Raw genomic sequence first — 13,034 nt, forward strand, 5'->3', positions numbered from 1 at the left:
TGTCTCCCTGACAATCGTCGCAGTGATGATCGCTGTCACTTTGATCGCCTCTACATTTGCCGTGAACGAAACAAAGTCATGGGAATTCGGCAGTATCTGTTCGCGATGGAACGATGTGGGTCCGTGCCGATCGGAGACGGCGTTCACCCTGACCACACTGTTCGCACTGCTGTTGCCTCTGGGGTTCGGCATTTTCGTCGGAGCGCCGACCTTCGGCCGAGACATCGAGCAGCGGACTCATGTTGTCGGGCTGACGCAATCGACCAGCCGAGCGCGGTGGTACCTCACCCGGGTGACCGTCGTGTTCGTGCCGATCTCGCTGGCGATGGTGGGGCTCGGGATGGCGCTGAGGTTGGCATCCACCGTCGGACCCAATTCCCGCGACTACCGCGCCGACGATCCGATGCATTCGATTCAGTTCTCGCTGTTCGACTTTCCTCACTTCGAGACCACCGGCTTCGCCCTCGGCGGGTACACGTTGCTGACGCTGCTGGTGGCCAGCACCGCAGCGATCCTGTTCCGCCACGTCATCCTGGCGATGCTCGCCACGTTCTTCGTGTTCCTGGCAGTGCCCGTGGTGCTGACGTTGGTGGTGCGCGACGACTATGCGGAACCCGTCGCCCTGGCCGAACCGATCGACGGACTCTCGCGTTCGTCGTCATACCCACCGAACCCGTATTACACGGACGACGGGACGTGGGTGGTGAAAGCGGGCTACGTCGACGCCGCGGGTTCACGAATGAAAGCCGACTTCGATAGCTGCGCAACTGAACCGTCGGACCGCACACAGCGAGAAGGCGAGGACGACGAGCTGTACAAGAGCCGGCTCCAGGCGGAATACGCAGCCGAATCCGATGCCTTCGACAACTGCATCCGCGCCCAGGGTATCGATCGTTTCGAAATCGAGTATCACGCCGAGAGTAGCTACTGGCGCTTCCAAGCTACCGAGACCGGGCTCATGCTGCTGGTCAGCGGAGCCGTTGCACTGCTGGGCTACTGGGGTGTTCGGAGGTTGACCCCGCAGTAGTAGCGGTGACCGCGGTCAGCGCGAGGAGGCGCCGACCGAGCGATCACGAGCCGATCAGGAAACCAGCATGGTCCTATGCGACTCAGGCATTCACTGGCGAATCGCGCTGATAGCACCGTGCGGGCGGTGTTCTGGCTCTGTGCGAGTGTAGGTTTCGATAACCTCGAAGCCTGCGAGCCCCACGAGTTCGGCTATCACAGGCAGGGGCCAACGATATGCGGTCACGACGGCATGATCGAAGCTCTCCACCGATGGTCCCTCGAAGAACCCGACAAGGAGCCCGCCTCCCGTTCGGATCACCCTGGCGAACTCGACCAGGCAATCCTGCACGTTGCCCGGTTCCTGGTGAATCAGCGAGTACCAGGAAAGCACTCCGGCCACACTGCGGTCTTCAGTATCGAGCGCGGTCAGCGTCCCTACGTCAAAGCGCCTGTCAGGATACGTTTTACGAGCGTGTTCGATGAACCCAGAAGTCAGATCGATTCCGCGCACATCACATCCGAGGCCTGACAGATAGTTCGTCCACTGGCCAGGGCCGCAGCCTGCATCGATCAGGGGACCGTCACGCTGTGTTGCCCAATCTGTAACCACCTGGCGATCGGATGGATGAACGGAGTCCATCGAATCGAAAAGGCTTACATACTCAACCGCCCGGGCGGCGTAGGCCAACTCGACCTCGGTTTCCATGTCTCGACCCTAGAGCAACCTCACCTCAAGACGCGATGCACTCACCGCGCCTCGGGATGTGCAGGGTCGTGGTTATTGTATCCAGGTCGTGCCACTCGGTACTTCATGCGGCGGCCGACTCACGCCCTCGAAGTCTCTGCAAGAGAACGAGTGCAGCTCCCGCGACCAGGACCGACAGAACGGCGACGCCCGACGACGCCCATTGCCATGTGTTCGGCCAGAAGGTTCGTTCGATCGGTGTAAGCGGAGTGTAGGCGGTCCAACCGAAGTCGCCGCCGATCGGGATGGATATCACGATCGGAGTCGTCACCGAAATCGTCAGCGCTGGCGACGTCGTCGGCACCAAGGAAGCAAAGATCAACCCTGTTGCGAAGGGCAGAAGAAGAATATTCGCAACCCCGTCGATCACGTCGAGAGGATATCCGCTGAATATTCCGGCGACGGCGACCAACGCAAGAATACCCATTCCCGTCAACGGCGATAGCCGACGCCACCCGACGGCGGCACCGGCGAGCAGCGCGGCGATGGACGCCACGGCCGCCGACGCTCCGAAGGCCGTCGTCGAAGATGTCGCCAGATAGGCAAGGGCTGCAAGGACGACGGAGCCCGATACACCGGGAAGCGCAAAAGCCGCGCCGACGAGCAGCGGGATGATCGCCAGTCCGAGCAACCACCGATCCTGTATCGCCCCGCCGGAGCCGACCGACCCTACCGCGCGCACGGACAGCCAATACAGCACAAGCCATGCGACGGGAACAGTGATGCCTATCAGCAGTACCCGGCTGGTTCCTTGACTCTCGACTAGTGGTGCGTCGAACATCGACAGCGCCCCCGACAGCACCAGAAGGGCCGCGAAGACACCCAAGAAGACGAGGAGGTAGATCTGGGGACTTGGTTCCAGGTAGTCGGCGTATCGTTCCGGAATTCGACTGAACTCCAGAGGCCCTGCCGCAGTGAACGCAGACACGACGCCGACCGCCAAGGCACACTGCAGGATACGACGGTCGCGCGTGCCGGTGAGTGCTGCGCAGCCCCCGAGCATCAGTCCGCCGGCGAGTCCGCGCTGATGTAATTGCGAGGAGGTCTCGAGCAGAACAGTGATGGGCAGCAGGGTGATTCCGAATCCCAGTGCAACGAAAACATTTCTCGGACTCCTGACCGTAGTCGCGACGACAACTGCGACAATCGCACCCAGCGCGGATGCCGACCGGGCGCCCGAGAAGAAGACATCGAAGCGATTGCTGTCGGGCACGAAAATCAAGTGACGCGACACCATCGTCGTCAGCGCCAGCGTCGCGACGAAAGCACCGAGGGCAATGGTGACGGACGCGAGTAGGCGTCGAACAGCGGTCGCAGTCACCCTGGGGAGCTTACCCACTCGGCTGGATTGCTTGCCTTGCTCGATGACGTCAACCAGGAGTCGCGGTGTCCGCAAGGGACCTCGACGTGATGTGCGTGGCCGCGCCGCAAGCGCGAACTCGTCCGCCGGACAGGCCGGGCAGTTCGGCCACCCGAAGACATGAAGGATTCACGATTCCCTGAATACAGCTTTCAATGTATTATCTCGGCTATGGACTTGATGACCCGCGTTTCGGTGCTGTCGAGATTCGGCCACGCGCTGTCCGACGAAACCCGAACCCAGGTACTGCTGGCGTTGAAAGACACGCCGAGATACCCAGCCGAACTGGCCGACGCGCTGGGCGTGACGCGGCAGAAGTTGTCGAATCACCTTGCATGCCTGCGTGGCTGCGGTTTGGTCGTTGCCGTACCGGACGGACGTAGGTCCCGATACGAATTGGCCGATGCGAACATCGGGAAGGCGCTGGACGACTTGCTGCACGTTGTCCTCGCTGTCGACCCAACCTGCTGCCCGGCATCGACCAGCGAGGACTGCTGCTGATGCCCGCCGACCTGAACATGTCTTCGACGGTGGGTCCGCCTTCCGCCGAGCGGCGCGCTGCACTGTCCACGCGAATACGCTGGTTCGTCGCCGCAACCATCCTCTACAACGTGGTCGAAGCGGTCATTGCCATCGGCGAGGGTGCTCGGGTGTCGTCCACCGCGCTGGTCGGGTTCGGCCTGGACTCGATCATCGAAGTGTCCTCTGCAGCGGCTGTGGCGTGGCAGTTCTCCGCCAAGAACCCCGAGACCAGAGAGAAGGTCGCGCTGCGGATCATCGCGTTCTCGTTCTTCGGGCTCGCCGCCTACGTCAGTATCGATGCGGTGCGCGCACTGTTCGGTCTCGGTGCCGCCGAGCATTCACCGATCGGAATTGCGCTTGCTGCAGTTAGTTTGGCGATCATGCCCACGCTGTCATGGGCGCAGCGCCGGGCTGGACGCGAGTTGGGTTCCCTCACCGCCGTTGCGGACTCCAAGCAGACCTTGCTGTGCACTTACCTCTCGGCCGTCCTCCTGATCGGATTGCTCCTCAACAGTCTCTTCGGCTGGTCGTGGGCCGACCCGCTGGCGGCCCTGGTCATTGCCGGTCTCGCCACGAAGGAGGGTGTGAATGCCTGGAAGGGAGATACCTGCTGCGCGTCGCCGTTAGCCGAGCGAGCTGAATCGGATGAGCACCGCTGCGACTGCTGCGGGTGACACCCCTGCCGATGGAGCTCGAAGAACCCGACAAAGAGCCCGCCTCCAGATCAAATCACCATCACTGTGGCTGCTGCGCGCCCCGGGTGATCGCATCGCAGCGTCGGCGTTACGAGCGCAGACGCGCGGGGCGTTGACTGACCAGCAGATCGATCACGTGATCACCGGATGGTCATCCCGGTCAGGGCATGTTCGCACGCCGGCGTTCACCCGCGCCGACGTCGAAGCAGACGCCCTCGACGCCGTGGTACGGACCCTCAGTGCCCTACCGATTTCGGCAGACCCACTGCCGTAGAGACAACATGTGTGGTGTTCGAAATGCGGGAGTTGCCACGTGGATGGCAGCTTGCGCGTGTCCATGGGCGTCACTCAAATACATGGTCGTCACGCAAATAGATGCCACGGCGCGAGAGTCAGCTCACGAGACTAGGGTGAGCCTATCGAGGGGGGCTTGTAGGCGACGACATCTGCGACCTTTCCTCGCAACGTTTGGACGTGCGCTGATGATCGAGCCGCCGCAGGACCACGAGAGCTTTCGCTCCCAATTGACGTCGGGTGAAGATCTGGTCGACCCGTCCACCTGGGCTGGTTCGGTGCAGCCGGCCAGCGGCGTCGCTCCACGGATGCGGATCGGTACCAACCGTTGGTTCAACTTGCTGTGGTTGCTGCCGATCGGATTCGTAGTCCTCATCGCGGCGGTGGCCGCAGCACAAGGCTTGCGCAGCAATGACTTTGGACAGCATTTCATCGAGGAGTATCCTGGCACCTCCAAGGCCGCGCCAGGCGAGGCCTCGGCCATGCCCGCGTGGGTGGGCGCGCAGCACTTCCTCAATCTGTTCCTGATGATCTTCATCATTCGGTCGGGAGTGCAGATCCTCACCGATCACCCGCGGCTCTACTGGACCCGCAACAGCACCCCGGGCCGCGACTGGTTCCGAATCCAGAAGCCCGTTCCTCCAGATCCGTTGTGGACTGCGAAGCAAGACTCGATTTCCCTGCCGGGGAATGTCGGACTACCCGGAATTCGGCACTCGATCGGTTTGGCGCGGTGGTGGCATTTGGGCACCAACATGCTGTGGTTGCTCAACGGTGTCATTTTCTATGTGCTGTTGTTCGCGACCGGGCAATGGCGGCATTTGATTCCGACCAGCTGGGACGTCTTCCCCAATGCCGTCTCCGTGCTCATTCAGTACCTGTCGCTGGACTGGCCACTCGAGGGCCATTGGGTCGCCTACAACGGCCTGCAACTGCTGGCGTACTTCCTGACGGTATTCGTCGCAGCGCCGGCAGCGATGATCACGGGATTGGGAATGTCGCCTGCACTGTCCACTCGGTTTCGCCGAATCAGCAAGATATTCAGCATCCAAACTGCCCGTTCGCTGCATTTCCTGGTGCTGATTTGGTTCCTGATCTTCATCGTCGTCCATGTCGCGATGGTTTTCGCCACCGGTCTGCTCCGCAACCTCAATCACATATACGCCGCACGAGATGACCAGAGTTGGGTCGGCCTCGGTATCTTCGCGCTATCGATGGTCGTCGTAATCGCGGGATGGGTTGCAGCAACTCCCATCACGCTGCGACATCCGCGACTCGTGCAGCGAGTCGGGTTCGCGTTGATCGGACCAGTTCAGCGCCTGTTCGAACATGTCGACGCCAGGCCCGGCGAGTACACCGAAGCCGATATTTCGCCGTACTTCTGGCACAACGGACGTTATCCCGACTCCGACGAGTTTCACGCTCTACGCGAAAACAACTTCGTCGACTATCGGCTACGGGTCAATGGTCTCGTGGAGAACCCTCGAGATTTCGACCTCGAACAACTCCGCGCCCTGCCCTCCCATGAACAGATCACCCAGCACTTCTGCATCCAAGGATGGTCCGGCGTCGCGAAGTGGGGTGGAGTGTCGATGCAGACCATCATGGACCAAGTCCGCCCACATCCCGAAGCTAAGTGGGTCGTGTTCTACTCTCTTGGAGACGGCCCGGACGGCGGCGTCTACTACGACACCCACCCAATCGATCAGATGGCGTACCACCTATCGATGTTGGCCTATGACATGAACGGTGAGGCACTGTCCTTCGGACATGGAGCGCCGCTGCGGCTGCGCAATGAAACACAGCTCGGGTTCAAACAGGTCAAATGGATCAAAGGCGTGGAGTTCGTCGCCAGCTTCGACTCTGTCGGTGGCGGTTTCGGCGGCTACAACGAAGACCACGAGTTCTTCGGCTATAGACAGTCCCTGTAATACAGCTTCATCGACTAAAGAGAAGAGTTCACATGGAAAAAATGTCGTTGACGGCGTTGGCCCGCGAACAGCTCGCGAGTGCCGAACGCGCGTCCAGTGGACGCAGCGCTCACACCGTGTACGGGGGGCACGAACATGTTCTGCGTCAGACCATGATTGCCCTCGCTGCAGGTCAGACCCTGAGCGAACACGAGAATCCCGGTGAGGCGACGCTTCAGGTTCTGCACGGCCGCGTCCGTCTCACCGCAGGCGAGGACGCGTGGGAAGGCTCCGGTGGAGACCTGATCGTCGTCCCGAATTCCCGACATGCGCTCGAAGCGATCGAGGCGTCCACGGTGTTGCTGACCGTCGCGAAGCTGCCTGGCTAGCCCGTCATCGTCTCGGTGGTCCTTGAAGCCAAGGGCTGCAGGCACGTACGTCCTGCGGTGGATCTTCAGCGACCCACCGGGCGGGTCGTGCTACGACTGGCCCTCACCGAGGTTTTCATGCATGTCGTCGACGTGAATCGAGTCGCCGCCAGCTTGTTTCGCCGTGTACATCGCAGCATCGGCCCTGTCGCAGGCACGTCGAAATTCGCCGATGGACGCGTCCGCACCGATATGGGCGACGCCGATGCTCACCGTCGTTCCACCGGATTCGCGATCGTGAAAACGCAGTCGAAGCCGGTGCGCACGTTCGATCGCCTCGGCAGCGGTGCCTTGATCGAGCACGACGAACTCCTCGCCGCCGGTTCGCGCGGTGAAAGCAGGCGGACCGAACACCGAATGCAGAGCATCCGCGACCTCCCTCAGCACCACGTCGCCGTGCGAGTGCCCGAATTCGTCGTTGACGAGCTTGAAATCGTCGAGATCGATCACCATCACCGTGGCGGGGCCGCGCAACCGTTCGGCGATCGCAACATCGAATCCACGCCTGTTCAGCAGGCCGGTCAGTGGGTCGTAGGACGCGGACGCAGCGTCGCGCCGCAGGAGAAGCAGGACAAAATTTGCGAGTATCGGCGCCGAGAACAGCACGAGCGTCAGTACGACGAGGTACGCGCAAGCGAGCACGACATCGGCGTCGGGAGCGGTGACAGCACCGAAGAACAGGACACCGACAGCCGTCACCGACAGTCCCTGATGCGCGACAAACATCCGCGGACTGTGGAACGTCACGATATATCTGCCAATAACGCCGAGTGCCGCCGAACACGGGAGCGCCACGAACGGGTCGTGAAGCAACAGCAGCAGCACGACCGCGCCGATTTCGAGGTAGGCCACGAACACCCGCGACAGGAGTCGGGACGGCCATGGTCCTCGCAGCCATACCAATCCGATGGCGGCGGCGGTAGCGGCGAGCGCGTACGCGATCACTCGACCGACGCCGTCGGGAGTGCCGGCAGGCGTATGCGCCGCCAGGAGAGCGAGCACGGCATACAACCAGCACCACGACCATAGCGCCACATGCATGTAGCGCAGCAGAGGATCCCGGCGGTGATACGCAACGGTCCAGTCGTAGTCGGCAGGGTGGTTCCACCATCGTGAAAACTGTCGCATGGTCTGGGCGCGCCTTCTTCAAGATCGAGCGTCACCGCAGCCCGGTACGTCTACCGAGCCGACCCCCTCGCGCCCGCAGTGACACGACCAGTCAAGCAGAGACCACGGCATCGACGAAAAAACATGTAAGAAATCACCGTCACCATTACGTGTGAGATCAACCTGCAAAGTTTTTGCACGTGACGGGCACCGGCTGACCTCGTGGTCGACGCGCACACCGATCGGCCTCTGCTCCCACGGACATATAGCGGTCATAAATCACGGTGATCGCAACCGTTCACATCACTGGCCGGGTGGCAGAGGATGGACGGACCCCACTGGAAGAGGAGACACCATGTCCGATGCCTATGCCCGCCACATCGACACCGACGTCCACACCCTCGTCCAGCTGTGCGGCTACTCCCCCGCTCACGCCCGAGCCGAGCTCACCGCCATCTCCCACCGAGAGAGAGTCGGTCTCATCTCCGCGGGCGCTGCGCTCGAACTACTCGCCCAGGCAACTGCATTCGGCGTCGACGCCGACCCTGCCGCTGCTCGGGTGCAGTGGCAGCAAATTCTTCGCGGATCCGGTGCGACCGGGCACACACTCGCTGCCTGATCACGAGTGTCTGCGGCTGAGTGAACAGTCGACTGTGCGCGCAAGAACGAATCTCAACCGTCGGATCGCACATTCGCCCTGGAGAGTGAACGGGCAAGTGCCAGGGCTGCGGTTCTGACCGCCGGTGCCAGAAGTTCAGGTCGAAAACCGGCGGTGGGGACCGATACCGACATCGCCGCGACCGGCTTACCGGCGAGCAAAATCGGTGACGCTACACAACATCCGCCTTCGACAGCTTCTTCGCGTTCGATTGCCACTCCGGTGCGATGGATTTCATCGAGTTGCCGAGCGAGTACTTTCGGATCGGCTATCGAGTGTGGTGTGTAACAGCGCAGGGGTCGGGCGAGAACCGCGTCGCGAAACTCCGGACTTTCGAATGCGAGCAACGCCTTCCCGACTCCTGTGCACGTGAGTGGCAAGCGGCCTCCAATCTGAGAGGGGAGCGCCATCGGTGTGTGGCCTTGCAGTTTCTCGACGTAGACGACGTCCATCTGGTCTCTGACGGCCAGGTGCACAGTATGTTCGGTTACCGCATACAAATCATGCATGAAGGGCATTGCCGCTGTTCTCAGTCGATGTTTGATCGACACTCTTTCACCGAGTTCGAACAGGGTGATTCCCAGTTCGAACTTCTTGTCCGTACGTTGAACCCAACCGACGGAAGTCAGATCGACCAACATCCGGTGCACGGTCGAACGGGGCAGACCCGTTCTCGTGGTGATGTCGTCAAGACCAAGTGCATCACCTGCTGGAAACGAGTCGAGAATCAGGGTGTATCGCTCGAGCAACGACATATCATCCCGTTTCATGGGATGGATCCTAGGCCGCGTGGTGCCGGACGCCTAGCGTTCTACGCATGACAACGGTGGAAGAACACGTGATCAGCACGGCTGCTGACCGGCTCCGGGTGGCAGCGAACACTGCAACCCCCTGCACACCGGTCCGCGATCTCATCGGCCGCGAGGACATCGACGCCGCATACCGAATTCAGTCGATCAACATCGAGTTGCTTCTGAAAACCGGGCGCCGAGTTGTCGGTCGGAAGATCGGACTCACCTCGCCTGCGGTGCAGAAGCAGATGGGCGTTGATCAGCCGGACTTCGGTGTGCTTCTCGACGATTTCGACTGCTCCGGCGACGGCGCGGTCGACACCTCACGTTTGCTGCAGCCGCGCATCGAAGCAGAGATCGCGTTCACCTTGGTCGCAGACATCACCGAATCAATCACAGCAGCCCAGGCCCCGGCGTTCGTCGATCAGGTTTTCGCATCGTTCGAGATCGTCGACAGCCGTATCGAGGGCTGGAACATCAGTCTCGCAGACACCGTCGCCGACAACGCGTCCTCGGGTCTCTACGTGCTGGGCGACTCGCTGCCTCGGGTCGACGCCCCGGACCTTGCCGAGGTCACCATGACCATGACAGCTGACGGCGAACCAGTCTCTGCTGGTAAGGGATCGGACTGCCTCGGGAGTCCATGGGAGGCGCTCGCGTGGCTTTCGAACACCAGCCTCGCTTACGGCTCGCCACTTCGAGCCGGCGAAGTGATCCTCTCGGGCGCGCTGGGACCGATGGTGCCCGTCACGCCGGGATCTACATACCGGGCCTCCATCTCCGGCATCGGAGACGTCACCGCGACCTTCACCCCTTGACACTCTTTTCGTCGAAACGAAAGCAGGACAACATGAGCCGGACCAAAGCAGCGGTGATCGGATCGGGCAACATCGGCACCGACCTGGTCATCAAATTGAAACGCATCGCCGAGAATGTCGAGATCGCCGTTCTGGTGGGCATCGATCCGGCATCCGACGGACTCGCCCGAGCGCGCCGGATGGGCATCAGCACAGTCGATTCCGGTGTGCAAGGGTTGATCGATCACCCGGATTTCGCCGACATCGACATCATCTTCGACTCCACCTCCGCCAAAGCGCACGTCGCGAACGAGGAAGCTCTGCGCCCGTACGGCAAAAGGCTCATCGATCTGACGCCCGCGGCGATCGGGCCGTATGTGGTGCCTGCGGTGAACTTGGACGAACACCTGGGCGCGCCGGATGTGAACATGGTGACGTGCGGTGGTCAGGCGACCATCCCGATCGTCGCCGCCATTTCGGCAGTCACGCCGGTGCATTACGCGGAGATCGTCGCGTCGATCGCCTCGAAGTCCGCAGGGCCCGGCACACGCGCGAACATCGACGAATTCACCGAGACGACGTCCGAAGCCATCGAGAAGGTCGGCGGCGCCGAACACGGCAAGGCGATCATCGTCCTCAACCCGGCGGAGCCGCCGCTCATCATGCGCGACACCGTGTTGGCGTTGGTATCGAATCCCGACCAGGACGAGGTGCGGGCATCGATTCTGGCGATGGTCTTCAAGGTTTCCTCATACGTACCCGGCTATCGGCTCAAGCAGGACGTGCAGTTCACCGAACTCGACGATGCCGAGTCGGTCGCGACGCTGACCGGAGGAGTGGAGAAGGGCCCGGGCCTGTGGAAGGTATCGGTGTTCCTCGAAGTCGAAGGCGCCGCCCATTACCTGCCGGCCTACGCGGGCAATCTCGACATCATGACCTCCGCTGCACTGCAGGTCGCGGAGAGAATCGCCCAGAACACGACGCTGGAGGCAGCACGATGACCGAGAAGACACGTCCGAACGCGGCCGACGGTGCCGCCCTGTACATCCAGGACGTCACATTGCGCGACGGCATGCACGCGATGCGGCATCGCATCACCCCAGAGAACGTGGCGCGCGTTGCGAGCGCCCTCGACAATGCCGGTGTCGATGCCATCGAGGTCACCCACGGTGACGGCTTGGCGGGCCACAGTCTGACGTACGGCCCAGGGAGTAACACCGATTGGGAGTGGATCGAAGCCGCTGCTGCGGTGGTGAATCGGGCGAAGCTGACGACACTGTTGCTTCCCGGCGTGGGGACAGTGAAGGAACTCGAGCACGCCTTCAAGCTCGGAGTCACCTCGGTACGGGTGGCGACGCACTGTACCGAAGCCGATGTCTCAGCTCAGCACATCGGCAAAGCCCGCGAGCTGGGGATGGATGTATCCGGATTCTTGATGATGTCTCATCTTGCCGAGCCGGCGCAGCTGGCGGAGCAAGCCAAATTGATGGAATCATATGGCGCGCACTGTGTGTACGTCACTGATTCCGGTGGCCGGCTGACGATGAATGGTGTCCGTGACCGCGTCCGTGCCTATCGGGACGTGCTCGAGGCCGATACCCAAATCGGTATTCACGCTCACCAGAATCTGTCGCTGTCGGTGGCCAACTCGGTTGTGGCAGTGGAAGAGGGAGTCATGCGGGTCGATGCGTCGCTCGCAGGTCACGGAGCGGGGGCTGGTAACTGTCCGATCGAGCCGTTCGTTGCCGTCGCAGACCTGAACGGGTGGAAGCACAACTGCGATCTCTTCGGCTTGCAGGACGCCGCGGACGATATCGTGCGTCCGCTGCAGGACCGCCCGGTTCAGGTAGACCGTGAAACTCTCACCCTCGGGTATGCCGGGGTGTACTCGAGCTTCTTACGTCACGCCGAAGCGGCAGCGAAACAGTACGGACTCGATACTCGCGCAATACTGCTCGCAGTCGGTGAACGAGGGCTCGTGGGCGGACAGGAAGATCTGATCACCGATATCGCACTGGATCTGGTCGCGGCCAGGGGTTGAGTCATCCGACCACCGTCCGCCCTGCAGATCGCACCGATGGACCTGACAGCTCGACGACCCGAACTGCGTTTCCCCTCACGTAAAACCGAACCAGGGACGACGTAAGGCTCGAAAACCGACCGGCAGGGATCACCAAGAACGGAACCGCCGCTGATCCCTGACGGATCATGGGCTGGTTGTGGGTTCCAGCTGTACTCAGCAGCCCTGTTGGGTTTTGATTGTGGGCTCGATAGCGGCCGCGGGAGGTCAGGCCGTCACACGCCACAGTGCACAGGCCTGGCTGACGGCAAAACCCACCATTTCGACTGCCACAGCGACGACCGCAACCACCAGTACAAGATTGGGCACTACAAAGGCCAGCCCAACGACGAAACCGGCCACCACCACGTTCGCGGTCATGACGCCCCACAGCATCGGACGCAGCGGGACGCGTGTGCTGCCGAACCACAGAAAGGACGACCACACCCCAACGAAAACTGCCATGAGCAGCAAAGGAAACGCGCCAATACCCAGCGCCCCTGCCAGTGACGACGAGACCGCACCGATGACGATATGAATCACCCTAGGTTTGATGCCGCTTCCTTCTGAGTCAGGAAGGATGAGCACATGCCCAAGAAAATCGATCCAGAGGTCCGTGCGAGGGCCCTGCGGTTGCTGGAAGCACACGGAGCGGAATAC

General features: G+C 61.6%; 15 protein-coding genes. 10 read left to right on the forward strand and 5 right to left on the reverse strand.

Features of this window, described 5'->3' with window-relative positions:
* The first annotated feature begins 25 nt into the window (after positions 1-25).
* Complete coding sequence (locus QMK17_RS23995; RefSeq protein WP_283511799.1) at positions 26-1,027, forward strand: hypothetical protein; 1,002 nt, start codon at positions 26-28, stop codon at positions 1,025-1,027.
* Between the two features lie 90 nt (positions 1,028-1,117).
* Here the strand turns inward: QMK17_RS23995 and QMK17_RS24000 are convergent, their stop codons facing one another.
* Positions 1,118-1,714: a class I SAM-dependent methyltransferase gene (locus QMK17_RS24000; protein WP_283511800.1), complete on the reverse strand. Its 597-nt coding sequence runs from the start codon at positions 1,712-1,714 to the stop codon at positions 1,118-1,120.
* 103 nt (positions 1,715-1,817) lie between these two features.
* Positions 1,818-3,074 carry a hypothetical protein gene (locus QMK17_RS24005; protein WP_283511801.1) on the reverse strand — a complete coding sequence of 419 codons (1,257 nt, stop codon included), beginning with the start codon at positions 3,072-3,074 and terminating at the stop codon, positions 1,818-1,820.
* A gap of 210 nt (positions 3,075-3,284) precedes the next feature.
* Between QMK17_RS24005 and QMK17_RS24010 the strand changes: the two genes are divergently transcribed.
* From QMK17_RS24010 to QMK17_RS24030, 5 genes are all read left to right on the forward strand, one after another.
* On the forward strand, positions 3,285-3,614 hold the full coding sequence (locus QMK17_RS24010) for an ArsR/SmtB family transcription factor (protein ID WP_283511802.1): 330 nt from the start codon (positions 3,285-3,287) through the stop codon (positions 3,612-3,614).
* 17 nt (positions 3,615-3,631) lie between these two features.
* The gene (locus QMK17_RS24015) at positions 3,632-4,309 is read left to right on the forward strand and encodes a cation transporter (protein WP_442972826.1); all 678 of its coding nucleotides are present in this window, start codon (positions 3,632-3,634) and stop codon (positions 4,307-4,309) included.
* Positions 4,281-4,604, forward strand: coding sequence for a hypothetical protein (locus QMK17_RS24020; RefSeq protein ID WP_283511804.1), 324 nt, complete (start codon positions 4,281-4,283; stop codon positions 4,602-4,604). Before QMK17_RS24015 ends, QMK17_RS24020 begins: the two co-directional genes overlap by 29 nt.
* Positions 4,605-4,812: 208 nt before the next feature.
* Positions 4,813-6,555 carry a molybdopterin-dependent oxidoreductase gene (locus QMK17_RS24025; protein ID WP_283511805.1) on the forward strand — a complete coding sequence of 581 codons (1,743 nt, stop codon included), beginning with the start codon at positions 4,813-4,815 and terminating at the stop codon, positions 6,553-6,555.
* 32 nt (positions 6,556-6,587) lie between these two features.
* Positions 6,588-6,923 carry a cupin domain-containing protein gene (locus QMK17_RS24030; RefSeq protein WP_283511806.1) on the forward strand — a complete coding sequence of 112 codons (336 nt, stop codon included), beginning with the start codon at positions 6,588-6,590 and terminating at the stop codon, positions 6,921-6,923.
* 90 nt (positions 6,924-7,013) lie between these two features.
* On the opposite strand, the gene QMK17_RS24035 is transcribed toward QMK17_RS24030, so the two are convergent.
* Positions 7,014-8,090 (reverse strand): GGDEF domain-containing protein, encoded by a 1,077-nt coding sequence (locus QMK17_RS24035; protein ID WP_283511807.1) that lies wholly within the window; start codon positions 8,088-8,090, stop codon positions 7,014-7,016.
* A gap of 334 nt (positions 8,091-8,424) precedes the next feature.
* On the opposite strand from QMK17_RS24035, the gene QMK17_RS24040 reads away from it, so the two are divergent.
* Positions 8,425-8,688 carry a hypothetical protein gene (locus QMK17_RS24040; protein ID WP_283511808.1) on the forward strand — a complete coding sequence of 88 codons (264 nt, stop codon included), beginning with the start codon at positions 8,425-8,427 and terminating at the stop codon, positions 8,686-8,688.
* A gap of 53 nt (positions 8,689-8,741) precedes the next feature.
* Here QMK17_RS24040 and QMK17_RS24045 read toward each other — a convergent pair whose 3' ends face one another.
* On the reverse strand, positions 8,742-9,497 hold the full coding sequence (locus tag QMK17_RS24045; protein ID WP_283511809.1) for an IclR family transcriptional regulator: 756 nt from the start codon (positions 9,495-9,497) through the stop codon (positions 8,742-8,744).
* 47 nt (positions 9,498-9,544) lie between these two features.
* Between QMK17_RS24045 and QMK17_RS24050 the strand changes: the two genes are divergently transcribed.
* From QMK17_RS24050 to dmpG, 3 genes are read left to right on the forward strand one after another with little or no spacing between them, the layout of a single operon-like run.
* Positions 9,545-10,336, forward strand: coding sequence for a 2-keto-4-pentenoate hydratase (locus tag QMK17_RS24050; RefSeq protein ID WP_283511810.1), 792 nt, complete (start codon positions 9,545-9,547; stop codon positions 10,334-10,336).
* Between the two features lie 32 nt (positions 10,337-10,368).
* Positions 10,369-11,316, forward strand: a complete 948-nt coding sequence (locus QMK17_RS24055; protein ID WP_283511811.1) for an acetaldehyde dehydrogenase (acetylating) — start codon at positions 10,369-10,371, stop codon at positions 11,314-11,316.
* Complete coding sequence (gene dmpG, locus QMK17_RS24060; protein WP_283511812.1) at positions 11,313-12,356, forward strand: 4-hydroxy-2-oxovalerate aldolase; 1,044 nt, start codon at positions 11,313-11,315, stop codon at positions 12,354-12,356. Before QMK17_RS24055 ends, dmpG begins: the two co-directional genes overlap by 4 nt.
* 246 nt (positions 12,357-12,602) lie before the next feature.
* On the opposite strand, the gene QMK17_RS24065 is transcribed toward dmpG, so the two are convergent.
* A partial coding sequence (locus QMK17_RS24065) for a hypothetical protein (RefSeq protein WP_283511813.1) occupies positions 12,603-13,034 on the reverse strand: 432 nt, incomplete at its 5' end.

Source organism: Rhodococcus sp. G-MC3, from assembly GCF_030063335.1.
Lineage (GTDB): Bacteria > Actinomycetota > Actinomycetes > Mycobacteriales > Mycobacteriaceae > Rhodococcoides.

What these genes read in the sequence shown, in the direction of transcription:
- QMK17_RS23995 (WP_283511799.1), top strand. Translation starts at nt 26, where the DNA reads ATGATCGCTGTCACTTTGATCGCCTCTACATTTGCCGTGAACGAAACA.
- QMK17_RS24000 (WP_283511800.1), bottom strand. Translation starts at nt 1,714, where the DNA reads ATGGAAACCGAGGTCGAGTTGGCCTACGCCGCCCGGGCGGTTGAGTAT.
- QMK17_RS24010 (WP_283511802.1), top strand. Translation starts at nt 3,285, where the DNA reads ATGGACTTGATGACCCGCGTTTCGGTGCTGTCGAGATTCGGCCACGCG.
- QMK17_RS24015 (WP_442972826.1), top strand. Translation starts at nt 3,632, where the DNA reads ATGTCTTCGACGGTGGGTCCGCCTTCCGCCGAGCGGCGCGCTGCACTG.
- QMK17_RS24020 (WP_283511804.1), top strand. Translation starts at nt 4,281, where the DNA reads ATGAGCACCGCTGCGACTGCTGCGGGTGACACCCCTGCCGATGGAGCT.
- QMK17_RS24025 (WP_283511805.1), top strand. Translation starts at nt 4,813, where the DNA reads ATGATCGAGCCGCCGCAGGACCACGAGAGCTTTCGCTCCCAATTGACG.
- QMK17_RS24030 (WP_283511806.1), top strand. Translation starts at nt 6,588, where the DNA reads ATGGAAAAAATGTCGTTGACGGCGTTGGCCCGCGAACAGCTCGCGAGT.
- QMK17_RS24035 (WP_283511807.1), bottom strand. Translation starts at nt 8,090, where the DNA reads ATGCGACAGTTTTCACGATGGTGGAACCACCCTGCCGACTACGACTGG.
- QMK17_RS24040 (WP_283511808.1), top strand. Translation starts at nt 8,425, where the DNA reads ATGTCCGATGCCTATGCCCGCCACATCGACACCGACGTCCACACCCTC.
- QMK17_RS24045 (WP_283511809.1), bottom strand. Translation starts at nt 9,497, where the DNA reads ATGAAACGGGATGATATGTCGTTGCTCGAGCGATACACCCTGATTCTC.
- QMK17_RS24050 (WP_283511810.1), top strand. Translation starts at nt 9,545, where the DNA reads ATGACAACGGTGGAAGAACACGTGATCAGCACGGCTGCTGACCGGCTC.
- QMK17_RS24055 (WP_283511811.1), top strand. Translation starts at nt 10,369, where the DNA reads ATGAGCCGGACCAAAGCAGCGGTGATCGGATCGGGCAACATCGGCACC.
- dmpG (WP_283511812.1), top strand. Translation starts at nt 11,313, where the DNA reads ATGACCGAGAAGACACGTCCGAACGCGGCCGACGGTGCCGCCCTGTAC.